Below are 16010 nucleotides of genomic sequence, written 5' to 3' on the forward strand. Positions count from 1 at the left end.
GAGGAGGTTATGGATCCGAGGTTAAAAGCATTTTTGGTTGTTTGTAGTATTATTGCATTTTTGATTGCACTTTTGTTTCTCGTGTATTATTTAAATCTTCTTGTTAACTATATCCTTGAGCCGATTCTAGTTCGTCCCTTTGAAAGATTATACAAAAACTTAATTGTTGATGGTCTTTATGCCTATTTATCTACAAGCACTTCTAGCCCTGCACTAGCATTTTTGGCTACAGGTTTTATTGTTATTGCTGCGTTTATTTGCCTGAATAAAATGCTTCTTCCCTTGCAAGAGAAGATCATAAACAACTATACCTCCTTTAAAAACAACAATATTGATAGCAATAGCATGTTGTTTGAGGTTTATAAAGATCCAACAATAAAATTAAAGGACAAAATCTTATTCTTCAGTATACACTTGATATATTACCTACAGCTTCCATTTTTGTACATTGCATCAAAGGTATCAGCTCTACGTGGGTTTCTTATATTTAATTTTGGTTTATTATTGTTAAATTATGCACTGCTAATTCCAGTAGCACTTCTTGAGTTAATAAAATATCCATCAGTAAAACTCTTTTCACCTTTGGGTTTGAATGTAAAGCAGCTAAGCTTTTTGTTTAATGTAAGTGATGTGGGTACTAGTAGTCAGAGCGTTCATACTAGAAGTTTTCAGCAAAGCGTTATTGAATGTGCCAAAAAATTAAAGGAAGAACATGGTACGCCGTTAAATGAGTTGGATGAAGAGTTTAAAAGTTATATAAGCGGTTTAACAAGTCAGCAAAAACGAATGATAGAACCTTATCTAAGATTGGATGGTTATGAAACTGGGGAGTGGGTAAATTGGGTAGATTCACAAACCGGATTGACATTGACACAGGCTATAAATTTAGTTTTAATTGCGGCAAGAGAGCAAAATGCAGACGTAGAACTATTGAAATCTATATTACTGGTTCGCTTTGAAGAAAGTAACCGCCAATGTGGTCCTGGAATGCTTCTCCGTATTATTTATGCATTAAGTGGCCTTGAAGCAGAAAACAACTTTCCAGCTCAACTGGAGCCTCAGCTAATGGGGAAGTTGGCTGGTAATGCTACTAAAAGATTTCTTGAGAAATATGTGGATAAGCACTACCATAAAATAAAAGTTTTGAAAGAAAATTTTGATAATTTGTATTCACCAAGTTCTGGGGTGGATTTGAGCAACGTGAGTGATGAAGTAAAGGACGGCATTTCTTATACAAGAGATGCTATAAAAGAATTCGTGTTTAAGGAATTATATGTAAAGTTTTATAACGACTATGGGGAGCATATTCAGAGAGGGCAGATAAAACAAAGGTTAAGGGAGTTAATAACGGATGAAGTCGTAGACGCGGCAATATATTCTAAAATAGATGAAATAGAAATCCCTGCAGAACCACCTACTTATCTTGAAAGAGTAAAAGCATTTTTTGGAGGTCATGCAAGGTCTTCTGCTGCTTAGTGGTTTAGTTCGTGCTATATAGCTAAACTGACTTAGATTTACTGACAATTTTAAAACAACAAATTCGTCATTCCGCTACTAGTTAGCGGAATCTATACCGCGAATGAATCCATAGCTGTACGAACATTGTGATTTGAGAGCAATTTCCACAAGGGAGGGTGTCATTCCAGTGCTTGGCACTGGAATCCAGCCTTTATTATGCAGCCACTTGGTTGAAATTAAGTCTTCTGGATCCCAGTGTCTAGGCACTGGGATGACACCATTTGCTGTGCAATTTACCTTCAAAAATGAATGTTCGTACAGCTATGGAATGAATCGTGGTATGACGCGTTAGCTATAGCTTTGTCCTCCCTTTTCTAAATGGCTTGCAAGCTGCTATCTCTACAAAAACTATATTTTTCTTCAGAAGAGAGTTATATTGTAACTATGGACAAAATAATCATAAAAAAATTTGGTGGGACTTCGCTAACTGATTTAAACCGAGTTGCAAATTTGATAAAAAACGATATTGAGAAAGGTTGTAATGTAATCGTTGTTGTATCTGCTGTTGCAGGATTTACTGACCAAATGGCTTTTCAGGCTAGGCAAATCTCAAATTTAAGTTGCAGACAAGAGTTATCAGAGTATGACGTTATGCTTTCAGCAGGAGAGCAAATCTCTTGCGGTCTATTAGCTATCACTCTCCAATCGATCGGAGTTAATGCTAAATCATGGCTTGCCTGGCAGTTACCAATTGTAACTGATGATTTTTATTCTGAGTCTAAAATAAAAACAATAAAGATTGACCGTGTGAAAAGATCTTTTGCTGAGGGTTATACTGCTGCGATCATCGCTGGTTTTCAGGGTATAAATGATGATAGAATCACTACTTTTGGAAGAGGAGGCTCTGATATATCAGCAGTTGCCTTCGCGATAGCCTTTGGTGTTAGAGCTTGCGAAATTTTTACTGATATTGATGGAATATATACAGCAGACCCGAAAATTGTTCCAAAGGCACGCAAGCTCAAATTTATCTCTTACGATGAAATGTTGGAAATGTCGTCATCTGGTGCTAAAATACTGCATAATCGTTCAGTACAACTTGCAATGAAACATAACATTAAAGTGCAAGTGCTATCCACTTTTAAGGAAGTAGAAGGCACCACAGTGCTACACAAAAGGGAGGTACTAGAGAGATACTTAATTACTGGAATAGCTTATAGCACTAATGAAGCTCTTGTAACTTTCACTAACCTTGCAAATAACTTGCGTACTTTAAGAGATATAGCAGGAGCAAACGTTAAAATTGATATGATACATGGGTCAAGTTTTGTTATCTCCAAATTTGATATTGATTTAATGGAAAAGTCACTGAATAAGAATGAAAATTATGCTATAAACGATAATGTAGCTAAAATTTCAATAATTGGTATTGGTGTTATGTCTAACGCTGAAGTGATGCACCGCACACTCAAGGTTTTAAGCGAAAAAAAGACAGAAATACTTGCTATCACAACATCTGAAATCAAAATCAGTATAATTGTTCAAAAAGAATACGTTGTAGCTTTGGTCAAAGATTTACATACTGAGTATGAGCTTGATATGCAGCACTAGGATAGGCTTGACGTCCAGTTGTCTAAGAGTATGTCTTGAAAAGGAATGAGGAAAAAAATATGATAGTGTAAGTAAAAAATAGGAGGGAAAATTGTATCCAAGTGATATAAGTGATAAGGAATGGGAAATTTTGGAGCCACATGTTGCACAAGGAAAGATAGGGAGGCCAAGAAAGCACAATATCAGAACAATTATTAATGCAATAAGGTATATAATGAGAGGTGGTTGTAAATGGAGAATGCTGCCGAAAGATTTTCCTCCATGGAAGACGGTGTATGACTATTTTCTCAGGTGACGTAGTAATGGCAAATTGGAAAAAATACATAATATGCTAGTAAAAGAGGTAAGAAAAATGTTTGGTAAAAATGAAACACCTTCAGTAGGAATAATTGACAGTCAATCAGTAAAAACCACTCAAAAAGGGGATCCAGAGAATATGATGCTGAAAAAAAAATAAAGGGTAGAAAACGTCATATTGTTGTAGATACAGTGGGCTTAATTATTGCGGCTGATGTTCATAGTGCAAGTGTTCAAGATCGTGATGGTGCTCTAAATCTTTTCACTCAAGCTAAATACAAGGCTCCAACTTTACGTAAGTTTTTTGCTGGTCAAGGATACATAGCAAAACCGCTGTTTATTGGAGACAGGATACGATTACCAAGAAAGCTGTTGATGTTACAGGATTTTTCGACAATCTGGACCACAATTTAGCACTGCAGGCTATCAAGAAGCACACAGACTGCAAATGGGTCATACTGTATGTTGAAAGGTGGATGAAATCCCCTATTCAGCAAGCAGATGGCAGTAAGGTAGTTAGGGAAAAAAGGAGTTCCGCAAGGAGGTTCAATAAGCCCAATCATTTCAAACATATTTATGCACCATGCATTTGATATATGGATGAAACAAAATCACCCAACAGTACCATTTGAAAGATATGTGGATGATGCGATAGTGCACTGCAGAACTAAAAGACAGGCAGAATTTATGCGAGCAGCAATCGAAGAAAGATTGGCACAATGTAAGCTAAAATTGCAACCTGATACCAATGCCATTCCAAAACTCCATCATTATACTGCCTTAGTATAACCTTCTCACTTCTATTGTCTATTTGTTTGTTATGTAATAGAAATTGGTATGAGATTGAAGAATTAAGTGTGAACGGTTACAGAATTTTTGCCAGGAGAAACATATAGTTGAAGTAATTCAGATTTGTAAGATATGTTTATCTGCAATTATAGCTTCAACAGTAGGCAATGTTGCTTTTAATTACCTCAACATTTTCTCTTGGCAATTCTTTAATGAACCGAGAAGTGCGCATCGGTTGCCACTGGTTGTTAATTTCCCTCCTATCTGCACATGAAATGATTAACCTTTCTTTGGCTCTGGTTATGCCAACATATGCGAGTCTCCTTTCTTCTTCTAAAGCTTTACCACTTTTGTCATCAAAAGATCTTTGATGAGGAAATAATCCCTCTTCCCAACCAGGTAGAAACACGCACGGGAATTCAAGTCCTTTGGCTGCATGAAGAGTCATAACATATACGGTGTCATCGTTATTCATATTATCCACTTCCATCACCAGACTTATATGCTCCAAGAAAGTTGTGGCATTATCGAAATTTTTTAAAGATGAGATGAGCTCTTTAACATTTTCTATTCGTGCTAAGCCTGTTACCTCCTCATTTTCAAGCATTTCAATATATCCTGATTGGTTTGCTACGATTTTAACGAATTCATGCAGTGGTTTTACGCTTACTATTTCTTCCCAAGCTTTAATTTTATTTAAAAAATCGTTGAGTGAGAGTTTAATTCTTTCGGTTACCTGATTACTATTAACTAATATTTTTGCTGCCTCAAAAAAAGAAATTTTGTTATCCTGAGCAGTCGTGTATATTTTCTTTAGAGTTGTAGCTCCTATGCTTCTTTTTGGCCGATTTACTATCCTTTCGAAAGCTAAGTCATCGTTATTGTTTGTAACAAGTCTTAAATATGCAATTATATCCCTGACTTCCTGACGTTCGTAGAATTTTACGCCACTTATAATCTTGTAGGGAATTGAATATTTTATAAAATACTCTTCCAGAACTCTAGTTTGAAAAGTGGCCCTTACCAGCACTGCAATGTCACTAAATCCGTATTTATTGAGCTTTAATATCTGTTCGCTTATGAACCTTGCTTCAGCTTTCCCATCCCATAATTTTATTAGATTTACCTTTTCCCCTTCAATGTTTGTTGTCCACAATTTTTTTTCTAAGCGAGTCTTATTGTGATTGATAACATATGACGCAGTTGCAAGTATGTGGGATGTTGACCTGTAGTTACACTCTAGTTTAACGGTTTTTGCATTTTTAAAATCATCAGAAAACTTCAAAATATTTTCAACTTCTGCACCACGCCAACTATATATCGACTGGTCATCATCTCCTACACAGCAAATATTTGAGTGCTCTTTTGCAAGGTATTTTAGCCAAAGATATTGTATCGCATTTGTATCTTGATATTCATCTACCATGACATATTTAAACTTGTTTTGGTAATAGGACAGAACTTCGGTCTTTTGATTAAAGAGCTGTATGTTATATAGCAATAAGTCACCAAAATCGACAGAATTAAGGAATTTCAACCTTTCCTGATACTGGTGATAGACCTTGAGTGCAGTTACATATACTGGCCTAAATGATTGAATATCTTCCACTTCAGATGGCAATAAGCACTTCTCTTTCCATTGCTGAATAATATTCATAATGGTCTTACATTTTTCTGATAGGTAATCAGGATTTATTTCATTGATAATATTTTTTATTACCTGTAATTGGTCATCCACACCAATGATTGTAAAATTGGGGTTTAAGCCCACAATTTCTGCGTGCAGGCGCAAGATTTTTGCTGCAATTGCATGGAAAGTGCCAAGCCATGGTATGTTTGTGCCCGTTAGCTCAAGTACCCTTGATACCATCTCATTTGCTGCTTTATTTGTAAATGTAACTGCTAATATCTCATCAGAATAAGCGTGACCGTTTCTAATTATGTGTGCTATTCTTGAAGTAATCGTTCTTGTTTTTCCCGTCCCGGCTCCTGCCAGTATCAAAACTGGTCCATCTATGTTAGTTACAGCTGATTGTTGTTCTGGATTTAGCAGTGAGAGATAATCGTTCATCGTAGCCCTATAGATTATAACTTCGTAAAGTTAAACCTATGATTGAAATATTGTAAAGGTTTTATTGAATAGAACAGTTAAAGAATGCTTCACTCAAGTACTACATATTTAAACGTAGGTTTTACATCTATTTTGTTTTAGTAGTTTCAGGTGTATGTCGAGTAACAACAACTTGATTTGAGGTATTGGCACCAGAACTTCTGCTTGTTGGGTGGATAAGTGGAGTTTGGAATGGCTTATATGTACGGTTTAGTTCCTTCATTTCTATTTCTTCAACTTCAACAAGGGGTTTTTCTTTTGGGGTATAGCGATTATGCGTTGCAGGTCGTTCAGTGAGATTTTCATATGTTTCTTTCAACCAAGTTCCGATATCATACATAAATCCATACGCTTTTTCTTTAAATTCTCTCAATGATCTACTGAAACTTGCTAGTGTGTTATTAAAGTAAATTGTCATATAGTCTCTTGTGGTGTATTGATAACTTTCTCCATCTAGTCTGCTACTTTGTGCGTTATACCAATTCTCATTACTAGTGAATCAAATAAGCGGCATTGCAGAGTTTTTTAATTGTGGAGTGAGAAAGAGAGGTAATAAATTTGCACAAAGCGCTCTCAAGCAAAGCAATTGTGTCGTAGATTTTGTTACGCAAAATGTTCTGTTTTATATATAACCAAAACCTCTCAACAGGATTGAGGTCAGGTGAGTATGGTGGTAGGTATATAATGTCGATATTTTTAGGTGCTTTTAAATTTTTTGACTTATGCCAACTAGCACAATCCATGATAAGAAATGCCTCCCTTGTTCCTAAATATTGTGACATCTGCTCAAGGAATATATTCATACAATCAGTATTGACGTTTGAGCTAGAACTTTCTCCATTTCTGGGATTAACTGCACTATAGAGATAAAAATTTTGCCTACCTAGTTTTACCTTAACCTGTGTCCTAATGCCTTTTTTAAACCACCCGTGTCCAATCTTTGAATGTGTGCCAAACCGCGATTCATCCAAGAAAAATAGCTCTTTTTCAGGATACATGACAATAGTTTCATTAAGATTTTTTTTTAAATTCCTCTTGTTTACTTTTATCTTGTCCGTTATGCACTGGTCTTGGTGTGATATATGAGAATTTCATTCTTTGCATATTACGGTGTACTGTAGATTTGCTGATATTCAAACCAAACTTTTCTTGAATTCTTATTTTCATTTCTTTTATAGTAATATTGGGGTTTTCCTCTATCCACACCTCAACTTGTTCACGTTGACTTTGATTCAATATAGTTTTTCTACGGCGTTGAGGCGGAGCAAATAATTTTTCTTCTCTGCCAAATTTTAGGTGCTTTATCCATGCAGTAAGTGCCTTTCTTGAAATGCAGCATATCTTTGCTACGGCTGTTATACTGTGCTTTTTTGCTGCAATTACAGCATTTAGTTTTTTTGCAACATATGCGTTATTTCTTACTTTCTTCAGCATTTCTTTTGCTGATCCCACCACTTTTTCATCCAATAATTTTGATCTTAATGCCATTTAAACCTCGCTACTTTACTTACTTCAGTATGGCTTTTTTTCTATTATTGTCTATCCGTTACTTGTGTAGCGGGAATTGGTATAAGCAGTCGTAACTTTTGGAAGGGATTTTGGCCATTGAGACGTGATGTCAAAAATATCGACAACATTCTTTTCACGAACCTTTCCCCACATTCTGACCAGGTGAAAAAGCTGTTTTTACGATAGCCGTCTAATTTGCCGTTCTGCAAGGTTGTTGGTTGACTTCAGGCTTTCGTAAAAAATTCCACATCATATCCTCAGCCTTAACATCTTAGTGGCCATTCTCGTCATTTCATGAAAAAACCCTTCTTTCGCATTAGTTGTGTAGCATTTTTTAATATCTATAATAGTGCAGCACTGCCTTACGTATTGCCAATCCGAATTCTACTTGCTGTAAAATAACACAATCTGCTACATCACTGCTAATCTCAATCCCTCTGTTTATTGGCCCTGGGTGCATAACAATCGCATCTGGTTTTGCGTATGATAGCTTTTGTGAATCAAGTCCATACAAATAAAAATATTCTTTCTCTGAAGAACTATTATTCATGCGCTCTTTCTGCAATCTCAAAAGCATAATTACGTCAGCATCCTTTATACCTTCAATTAATGAATAATGGACTGAATCTACTTCAGGAAAATGCTTACAAATCAAAGTTGGTGGTGCGACCAAGTTTATCTCTGCTCCAAACATTTTTAGCAATCTTATATTTGATCTTGCAACTCTACTGTGCAGAATATCTCCACATATCACAACTTTGAGGTCCTTTATTTGCTTTTTGTGATTGCTGATTACAAGATAGTCTGCAAGAGCTTGAGTTGGATGTTCACTACTTCCATCGCCTGCATTGATTAGCGAGCAGTTAACATACTTTGCCAGTGTATTAATGATACCACTACTTTTATGCCTGATTATTATGTAATCAGGATTCATTGCATTTAATGTTTTGATCATGTCTTTTAGATCTTCTCCCTTGTTAATAGAAGAAGATCTTATTGGCAAAGTTACAACATTTGCTCCAAGGCTTTTTGCTGCTATTTCAAAAGACGCAAGTGTACGCGTTGAATCTTCAAAGAATAAATTTATTACTGTCTTATTTTCCAAGATATGACTATTTGCAACTTCTTTTTTAAGGTACTGGTTGGCCAACTTAGTTATATTTTCTACATCATCGACTGTAAGGTCTGAGATGTTTAACAAATTTCTTCTCTTGTTCATAGTTTCCTTTTCAACTACTTGAACCTATTCTACTTTCTTATTACCTTTTTTCAATAGACTTCTTGTGCAGCAATTGTTTTGGTGAAAGAACGGAAAAAGATAGTAAAGTCAAAATTAAGTTAGAAGGAAGAAAAAGTTCAGCGAGTCAAGAGTAAGGTATATTAGCATAAATCTTTCATCCCAATGTTTAGTGGCGCTGGGGATTACTTCCACTTACACTCATCCGCTATCATAACAGCCTCAAAAAGATGCTTCTCAAGTTCACTTAGAGGCAAATCACTTTGTGAATAATTTCCCCAAGATTTTAGTATATCGGAAGTTTCAACGCCTTCAATAATAGGATATTCTTGGTTTTTTTTAGCGTATAACTCTTGAGCCTGCTTGCTTACTAAAAATTCCAATAAGACTATAGCATTTTCCCTGTTTTTTGCGTTTTTTGTTACTGCTGCACCACTGATGTTTACCATTACACCGTGATCGTTGCGATTAGGAAAAAAAGCCCCTAGCTTGTCTGCAACATTCTTTTTATTTTCTGATGAAAGAATTCTCGCAAAGTAGTAGCTGTTTACTATTGCAACATCTCCCTCACCGGCTGCTACGGCGTAAATTTGATCAGTATCACCACCACTTGGTTTTCTTGCCATATTGCTCACAATTCCGCTTACCCATTCTTTCGTCTTTTCAAAACCATTATTTGCAATCATAAAAGCAATTAACGATCTGTTATATGGACTTGTAGAAGAACGCACTAATATTTTTCCTTTCCATTTTTCATTTGCTAAATCTTCATAAGTACTTAAGTCCTTAGGGTCTACTGACTCTTTATTGTAAACCAATATCCTAGCTCTTTTTGTAAGACCAAACCAATAATCTTCACTGTCTCTAAATCTTGCAGGTATAACACTTTTTAAAACCTCTGAATCTACTTGAGATAAAAGGCCTCTTTTTTTTGCTAGAATTAAGTTGATTGCATCAGCAGTCAAAAATAAGTCAGCTTCACCACCGTTTTCTATTCGTGAAAGTAGCTGAGAATAATCATCAATGATGTAACGTACTTTAATGCCTGTATTTTTCGTGAATTCATCAAACAAAGTACGTACTAATTCTTCTTTGCGCGATGAATAAACATTTACCACTTGTGAGTCATTAGTTCCGTCGTTTCTGTATAAATAAGTAATAACTATCAATATAATTGCTATTAAGGATGTGAATATAAAGGCTTTTTTCATATTGGATAAAAAATAACTTCTTTCAGTTAAAGTTACCAAGATGGTACAACTTTAGCAAGTGTAAAGTTCGTTAGATAAATCATAAAAACTTCCTTGACAAGCTTCGCCAGCCCCCTTATTATAACACTGAAGCTATTTATTTATTTTCGCAATCTCTGCAGTGGATTAATGACAAAAAACTTAATGTATTTGGCGTAAATCATGCTTAATTTTTTGCACTATGTGCACCTTATGTCTTTATAAAATTTCTAGGTTTTTACCTAATATAAGCTGAAATGCGCTATTTAAAACATTAAAAAACGCCAACTTAAAAAATGGATAGTGAATAACTAGCTACCCTAGGGTTTCTTTTGCCTTTTTTTCTGTTTAGTAAATTGTATCCGTTCAGCGGAGTGGTAGAATAAGGTAGACAAAGTGATCTAAAAAGATAATCATAGAGCAAAAGTGAGGTAATGTGGTAAACCTTTTAGAACTTTGCAAAAATTTACAGCAAAAAATAGAAAAACTGAAAGCAGAGATAGAAAACTTAAAAGCAGAAAATAAAGCTTTAAAGATAGAGAACGCTGAATTAAAGGAAAGGCTCGGTTTAAATTCAAAAAACTCATCCCTGCCCAGCTCAAAAGAGCTATACAAAATAAAAAAGGACAAGCCAAAAAGCGAAAGGAATGTTGGCGATCAGGTTGGGCATAAAGGAAATTTTCATGCTACAATGGAAGCGGATAAAGTAGTAAAAATAGAGTTGCCTAATATTTGCGAATGCGGAGGAGAGCTTATAATATGCGAAAAACCTTATGTTCACCAAAAAGTTGATCTTCCGGAAATTAGGCCTTATGTAGTAATTGGAACATGGTCGTTGTCGGAGATGCAGAAAAAGAAAAAGTAGCAAGTTACCAGAAGGTGTTACGCCAGATACATTTGGTCCAAGGGTTAAGTCTATAATTGCAGCACTCAGCGGATTTTACAAAAACTCAAAGCGTGAAGTGGCTAGTATCATAAATGACATTTTTAATTTGAACATAAGTGTTGGCAGCATATCAAATCTTACTATTACCCACAAATATGAGGTTCGTGAGCAAGTCGCCATCCTTCTGCTAAATCAAAGAGACGTTTATATCCTTTCCAAAGAGTAATTGGTCCTGGTTTTGGGTCATTTTTTCTTGCTAAATGGCCTCCAAGTTCATGAAACAGCTTCTTTTATGTTGGGAACTACACTTGGACATGGTTTTCTGTGTATTTTAACGTATAAAACTTTCCATTCCTCTTCAGCTAATAAGGTAGTACATGGTAATGTTGGGTTAGCTCTTGCAATTGATGTAATAAAGAAGATCCTCCAAGCAATAATACTCACAACTGTTAGATATCTCATTAGTCTTTCTGCTATTCCAAGCCTACATTCTTCAACTTTGAGACCGGATTTAAAATTTTATGTAATATCTCTATTTTCCATCTAAGGCAATACCAACTAATTTTTTCAACAGCTTCATCGAAAGTATTAACTGAAAGATTCGTTAATAGCATCCATTCTAGCGGTTTTTTTTTAAGGGAAGGGAAGTTTTCTCAACAACATAAACTGCATAAAGTGGTAATTTAGGTAGTTCTTCCGTCTTATGCCTAATATTATTCTTAGATGGATTCATCATAAACTTTCCAAATCTAACTTCCAAACGTGCTGTTCTTTTTGGCTTATTATCTTTTACAGGAACTTCAACTTCTACCGTACCTGCACAATGAGAGGATTTAATAAATGCCCATAACTTCTGCTCACCTTTTTCAGGATATCGAGATTTTCTATTTACTTCTCTATCTCTGCATGCTCTAACTAGCACTGCCGAATTAAGATTATGTGCAAGCTCAAAAAAGTCATATATATCTGCTTCTCTATCGCATACAGTTATAGTCTCAGTTTGAGTTGGATCAATAATATTATTTGTTTTTCTTAAAGTTTCCAACCACTTTACGCTTTCTTTATCTTCAATGCGATCGCTCTTTTTTTTAAGGTTCTCAGTTTCTTCAGGTCTTGAATAAACTTTTTGATCTAGTATCCCTAGTACCAAACCTTCTATACTAACGGCAAGAGCTGTATGCATTATAATACCTTTTGCAGTATCATAACTGGACAAATTTGCTAATCCGCTTGTTTTTTTATGGTTATTATATACAATGTAACTGGTATCTTGAATGACAAGAACCCTCTTGTGAGCTTTTGTTCTCTCAACCGTCTTATTAATATGTGTAGCTAAAATATCACTTTCTTTTACATTCTCATTTTGAAAAAAACGGTATGCTGCTTTTGCTTCTGACCAACTTCCGCATGCCTCATTAATTGAGCTTTCAGGTAAACTTATCAAACTATCAGCAATCTTTACTAATCGGTCAGTTAATCTTTTATCTCCAAGTACAGCATCTCCAAATTCATTTTTAGCCCATTCATTACTCTCGTTTGCCATTTTTATACCCTCAGTATTTGCAAACTTTAATATTGTAATATTTTACTTTTTAGTCCATTTATATTTGTGGGTAATAGTAAGATAAATAATAGTGCAAATTTTTCTATGATATGCGGTAGTGGTGTATATGTAAGATCAATTGCTCGTGATCTTGGAATTGCATTAAATTGTTTTGGACACATTACAAAATTAAGAAGAACTATGGTAGGTGACTTTAGAGAAAATGAATCAGTGACAATTGAGCAACTTACTAAAAAAAACACAACAACTTACTCTCCGATGTCATCCCAGTGCTTGACACTGGGATCCAGATATACAAATACTTACAAATCATGTAATGGACAAAAGATTCTAGGAGCATATGTCAAAAACAATGTTCGTGATGAAATAGGCTGGATCCCAGTGTCAGCTACTTGGATGACAGAGGGGGGTGGGATGACAGAAGATGATGGAGTGACAGGGAGTAATACAAAAAGTTTCGTCATCCCCATTGAATCGGCTTTAAAATCGATGTTCAAAGTTGAAATTTCCCTAGAAGATGCGGGGAAAATCAGAAAAGGTCAGGAAGTTGTATTAAATAACTTGCGTAATTTAAAGAATCATGATATTTGTTGTACGGTGGTGGGTAGTGTACCTATTGCAATCTGCAGTTTTATTTATGGTTGTGTGAAACCTATTCGTGTTTTTAATATTTAAAATGAGGTTTAGATGTCGATAACATCCGAAAAGAAAAAGAGTTTGATAAATATATATGCAATTAAAGAAGATGATACAGGCTCATCTTTTGTACAATGTGCAATTTTGACCGAGAGGATCAGTAACTTAACTGAGCATTTTAAAGTGCACAAGCATGACCATCACTCTAAGCGTGGTTTACTTATATTGATAGGTAGAAGACGCAAGCACTTAAATTATATAAAGCGTAAATTTGGTAATGAAGCCTATCAGGAATTAATAGAGAAGTTAGGCATTAGAAAATAATCGAGGAATTTAATATGTTTAAAATTATAAAAAAATCTATAGAGTGGGGTGGTCGTGCCTTATCTTTAGAAACAGGAAAAATAGCACGCCAAGCTCATGGTTCAGTAGTTGTAAATTACGGTGATACTTCTGTTTTAGTAACTGTTGTACGTAAAAAGAAGGAAGAAAGCGTTGATTTCCTACCTTTAAATGTGCAGTTTATCGCAAAAAGCTATGCCATGGGTAAGATCCCTGGCGGGTTTTTTAAAAGAGAAGGCAAGCCATCTGATAGAGAAACTTTAATCTCAAGAGTAATAGATAGAAGTATAAGACCACTATTCCCAGAAGGATTTCATGATGAAATTAGTGTGGTGTGCAATCTATTAACTTATGATACAGTCAATCCTCCTGAAGTGCCAGCATTGATTGGTGCTGTTGCAGCTCTTGCAATTTCTGGTGTTCCCTTTCACTTTACTATAGCTGGAGTGATGGTTGGTTGTGATGAAAATAATAACTATATACTCAACCCTTCTGTTCAAGAGATGAAAGCAAGCAGCTTGGATCTGTTTTTGTCTGGTGATGAAAATTCAATTTTAATGGTTGAATCAGAAGTGAAAGAGCTCTCTGAAGAAAATGTTTTTAATGCAATAAAATTTGGCCATGAACACCTTAAGCCTGTCATTAAGCTCATAAAAGAGTTTGCTGATACAATTGGCAATAAACCTGAGAGCTTTGCCCCTATTGATGCATCAGATATAACACAAGAGCTCGAAAAATACGGTAAAGATTTTGAAAAAGCATATTCGCAAACAGTAAAACAAGAGCGAGTTCAAGCTCTAGAAGCGATCAGAGAGAATATATTGAATACTCTTAAAGAAACTGGAAAAGACGAAAAGTTAATTACGTGTGCAGTAAAAAACTTTGAAAGATCTTTAGTACGTGAAATAATTAGGAAGAAAAGTGTAAGGATAGACGGTCGTAAGCATGATGAGATACGTCAGATAGAAGTTGAAGTTGATATTCTGTCCAAAACTCACGGTTCTGCACTATTTACAAGAGGCAATACTCAGGCACTGGTTGTTACTGCTCTTGGCACCACTCAAGATGAGCAAATTGTGGATGATATTGAAGGGGATAGACGTGAGCATTTCATGTTGCATTATAACTTTCCCTCATTTGCTGTTGGAGAAACTTCTGCTGCGCGTGCACCAGGAAGAAGAGAAATCGGTCATGGCAAACTTGCTTGGAAAGCAATTCATCCTGTTTTACCCGATAAGTCTGAATTTCCTTATACAATAAGAGTAGTGTCCGAAATTTTGGAGTCTGATGGTTCTTCTTCTATGGCAACAGTTTGTGGGACTTCTCTTGCTTTAATGGATACGGGTGTGCCAATAAAGGCCCCTGTTGCTGGAATTGCTATGGGTCTCATCAAAGATAAAGACGAGTATGTAATACTTTCCGATATACTTGGTGATGAGGATTATCTTGGTGATATGGACTTTAAAGTAGCAGGAACTAGTGAAGGGGTTACGGCGCTACAAATGGACATGAAAATTTCTGGTATAAGCTTTGAAATTGTTGAAAAATCTTTAGAACAGGCAAAAGCTGGAAGATTACATATTTTAGAAAAAATGAATGCAGTGATTTCAGAACACAGTGATGATGTTAAAGACCATGCACCAAGGATGTTATCATTTTACATAGATAAAGACAAAATTTCTGCTGCTATAGGTTCTAAGGGGAAAAATATACGCAGTGTGTGTGAAAGAAGTAATGCAAAAATTGAAATAGGAGATGATGGTAAAGTTTCTGTTTTTGCTACGAGTGGCACTGAAGCTGAAATTGCAAAGAGTATGATGATTGATTCAATAACAGAACTAGAACAAGGTTCTATAGTTGATGTCAAGGTTGTAAGAATAGAGAAGTCTATTGTAGAGCTTGAATTTCTTAATGGCAGAAAAGGAAAAATGCACATAAGTGAAGTAGCTAATGAACATATAGATTCTATAGAGAGCGTACTTAAACAAGATGATACTTTCAAAGCACTAGTAATTGACTTCGAAAAAGGTGGGTGTCCAAAGTTGTCAAGACGTCGGGTTGATCAAGAGACGGGAGAGTTTTTTGAAGGTGAGCTTTACAACGAGGAAAGGAAAGATGGTCCAAATGACAGGGATAATTATTACAATAATTCATTTAGTAGAAAACCTGGAGGAAGTCACCATAAGAGGCCTCCTCGTCCTCGTTCTGGTTTCAGCAACAGAAATAGGCCGAAATTTGGTAATAATGATTCATCATCAGGTTTTTATTAAGAGTAAACTTCTTGCGTTACCTCTCGTCATTCCAGTGCTTGACACTGGAATGACACCCTTTCTGGTGAAGGT

Annotated in this window: 14 protein-coding genes and 3 pseudogenes; 10 read left to right on the forward strand and 7 right to left on the reverse strand. The window is 35.5% G+C overall.

Translation table 11 applies throughout. From position 1 onward, the window contains the following. Window positions 1–9: 9 nt before the first annotated feature. The 5 genes from AAGD93_RS05280 to AAGD93_RS07695 all read left to right on the forward strand — a co-directional run bounded on the left by AAGD93_RS05280 (window position 10) and on the right by AAGD93_RS07695 (window position 3780). On the forward strand, window positions 10–1476 hold the full coding sequence (locus AAGD93_RS05280) for a hypothetical protein (protein ID WP_341819239.1): 1467 nt from the start codon (window positions 10–12) through the stop codon (window positions 1474–1476). Between the two features lie 169 nt (window positions 1477–1645). Beyond that, a complete protein-coding gene (locus AAGD93_RS05290) occupies window positions 1646–1810 on the forward strand; it encodes a hypothetical protein (RefSeq protein ID WP_227738651.1) in 165 nt (54 codons plus the stop codon). A gap of 92 nt (window positions 1811–1902) precedes the next feature. After that, window positions 1903–3069: an aspartate kinase gene (locus AAGD93_RS05295; protein ID WP_341819240.1), complete on the forward strand. Its 1167-nt coding sequence runs from the start codon at window positions 1903–1905 to the stop codon at window positions 3067–3069. 91 nt (window positions 3070–3160) lie between these two features. After that, entirely contained in the window at window positions 3161–3364 is a 204-nt protein-coding gene (locus tag AAGD93_RS05300) for a transposase (protein ID WP_341819241.1), read from the forward strand. Window positions 3365–3543: 179 nt separating this feature from the next. Continuing rightward, window positions 3544–3780, forward strand: a complete 237-nt coding sequence (locus AAGD93_RS07695) for a hypothetical protein (protein WP_410529899.1) — start codon at window positions 3544–3546, stop codon at window positions 3778–3780. Here AAGD93_RS07695 and AAGD93_RS05305 read toward each other — a convergent pair. Further along, window positions 3777–3929 (reverse strand): hypothetical protein, encoded by a 153-nt coding sequence (locus tag AAGD93_RS05305; RefSeq protein WP_341819242.1) that lies wholly within the window; start codon window positions 3927–3929, stop codon window positions 3777–3779. The genes AAGD93_RS07695 and AAGD93_RS05305 overlap by 4 nt on opposite strands. A 13-nt stretch (window positions 3930–3942) precedes the next feature. Here AAGD93_RS05305 and AAGD93_RS05310 point away from each other — a divergent pair, with 13 nt between their 5' ends. Further along, window positions 3943–4155, forward strand: a complete 213-nt coding sequence (locus AAGD93_RS05310) for a hypothetical protein (protein WP_065094389.1) — start codon at window positions 3943–3945, stop codon at window positions 4153–4155. A gap of 154 nt (window positions 4156–4309) precedes the next feature. On the opposite strand, the gene AAGD93_RS05315 is transcribed toward AAGD93_RS05310, so the two are convergent. The 5 genes from AAGD93_RS05315 to AAGD93_RS05335 all read right to left on the reverse strand — a co-directional run bounded on the left by AAGD93_RS05315 (window position 4310) and on the right by AAGD93_RS05335 (window position 10222). Then, entirely contained in the window at window positions 4310–6226 is a 1917-nt protein-coding gene (locus AAGD93_RS05315; protein ID WP_341819243.1) for an ATP-dependent helicase, read from the reverse strand. Window positions 6227–6353: 127 nt separating this feature from the next. Continuing rightward, a complete protein-coding gene (locus tag AAGD93_RS05320) occupies window positions 6354–6683 on the reverse strand; it encodes a hypothetical protein (RefSeq protein WP_246165590.1) in 330 nt (109 codons plus the stop codon). A gap of 73 nt (window positions 6684–6756) precedes the next feature. Then, window positions 6757–7753 (reverse strand): IS630 family transposase gene (locus AAGD93_RS05325; RefSeq protein WP_341819230.1). Its coding sequence is split into 2 segments (ribosomal slippage): window positions 6757–7290 and window positions 7292–7753, totalling 996 coding nucleotides; the frame shifts between segments, so codons are not numbered across the junction. Between the two features lie 355 nt (window positions 7754–8108). Next, window positions 8109–8993 (reverse strand): aspartate carbamoyltransferase catalytic subunit, encoded by an 885-nt coding sequence (locus AAGD93_RS05330; RefSeq protein ID WP_065106858.1) that lies wholly within the window; start codon window positions 8991–8993, stop codon window positions 8109–8111. A gap of 203 nt (window positions 8994–9196) precedes the next feature. Further along, window positions 9197–10222, reverse strand: coding sequence for an extracellular solute-binding protein (locus AAGD93_RS05335; protein WP_265027540.1), 1026 nt, complete (start codon window positions 10220–10222; stop codon window positions 9197–9199). Between the two features lie 454 nt (window positions 10223–10676). On the opposite strand from AAGD93_RS05335, the pseudogene AAGD93_RS05340 reads away from it, so the two are divergent. Next, window positions 10677–11262: pseudogene (locus tag AAGD93_RS05340) on the forward strand (DUF6444 domain-containing protein); the annotation flags it as partial. A gap of 7 nt (window positions 11263–11269) precedes the next feature. On the opposite strand, the pseudogene AAGD93_RS05345 reads toward AAGD93_RS05340, so the two are convergent. Beyond that, a pseudogene (locus tag AAGD93_RS05345) lies at window positions 11270–12669 on the reverse strand (IS4 family transposase). A gap of 81 nt (window positions 12670–12750) precedes the next feature. On the opposite strand from AAGD93_RS05345, the pseudogene AAGD93_RS05350 reads away from it, so the two are divergent. The 3 genes and pseudogenes from AAGD93_RS05350 to pnp form a co-directional block, all read left to right on the forward strand. After that, window positions 12751–13365, forward strand: a pseudogene (locus AAGD93_RS05350) (tRNA pseudouridine(55) synthase TruB); the annotation flags it as partial. Window positions 13366–13377: 12 nt separating this feature from the next. Further along, entirely contained in the window at window positions 13378–13650 is a 273-nt protein-coding gene (rpsO, locus tag AAGD93_RS05355; protein ID WP_006279944.1) for a 30S ribosomal protein S15, read from the forward strand. A 14-nt stretch (window positions 13651–13664) separates the two neighbouring features. Beyond that, window positions 13665–15938: a polyribonucleotide nucleotidyltransferase gene (pnp, locus tag AAGD93_RS05360; protein ID WP_065095169.1), complete on the forward strand. Its 2274-nt coding sequence runs from the start codon at window positions 13665–13667 to the stop codon at window positions 15936–15938. The last annotated feature ends 72 nt before the right edge of the window (window positions 15939–16010 follow it).

The organism is Wolbachia endosymbiont (group A) of Brachyopa scutellaris, assembly GCF_964026995.1.
In the GTDB taxonomy this organism is placed as follows: domain Bacteria; phylum Pseudomonadota; class Alphaproteobacteria; order Rickettsiales; family Anaplasmataceae; genus Wolbachia; species Wolbachia pipientis.

Excerpts from the sequence above, each read along its gene's own strand:
- AAGD93_RS05280 (WP_341819239.1), top strand. The coding sequence starts at position 10 with ATGGATCCGAGGTTAAAAGCATTTTTGGTTGTTTGTAGTATTATTGCA.
- AAGD93_RS05295 (WP_341819240.1), top strand. The coding sequence starts at position 1,903 with ATGGACAAAATAATCATAAAAAAATTTGGTGGGACTTCGCTAACTGAT.
- AAGD93_RS05305 (WP_341819242.1), bottom strand. The coding sequence starts at position 3,929 with ATGATTGGGCTTATTGAACCTCCTTGCGGAACTCCTTTTTTCCCTAAC.
- AAGD93_RS05310 (WP_065094389.1), top strand. The coding sequence starts at position 3,943 with ATGCACCATGCATTTGATATATGGATGAAACAAAATCACCCAACAGTA.
- AAGD93_RS05315 (WP_341819243.1), bottom strand. The coding sequence starts at position 6,226 with ATGAACGATTATCTCTCACTGCTAAATCCAGAACAACAATCAGCTGTA.
- AAGD93_RS05320 (WP_246165590.1), bottom strand. The coding sequence starts at position 6,683 with ATGACAATTTACTTTAATAACACACTAGCAAGTTTCAGTAGATCATTG.
- AAGD93_RS05330 (WP_065106858.1), bottom strand. The coding sequence starts at position 8,993 with ATGAACAAGAGAAGAAATTTGTTAAACATCTCAGACCTTACAGTCGAT.
- AAGD93_RS05335 (WP_265027540.1), bottom strand. The coding sequence starts at position 10,222 with ATGAAAAAAGCCTTTATATTCACATCCTTAATAGCAATTATATTGATA.
- rpsO (WP_006279944.1), top strand. The coding sequence starts at position 13,378 with ATGTCGATAACATCCGAAAAGAAAAAGAGTTTGATAAATATATATGCA.
- pnp (WP_065095169.1), top strand. The coding sequence starts at position 13,665 with ATGTTTAAAATTATAAAAAAATCTATAGAGTGGGGTGGTCGTGCCTTA.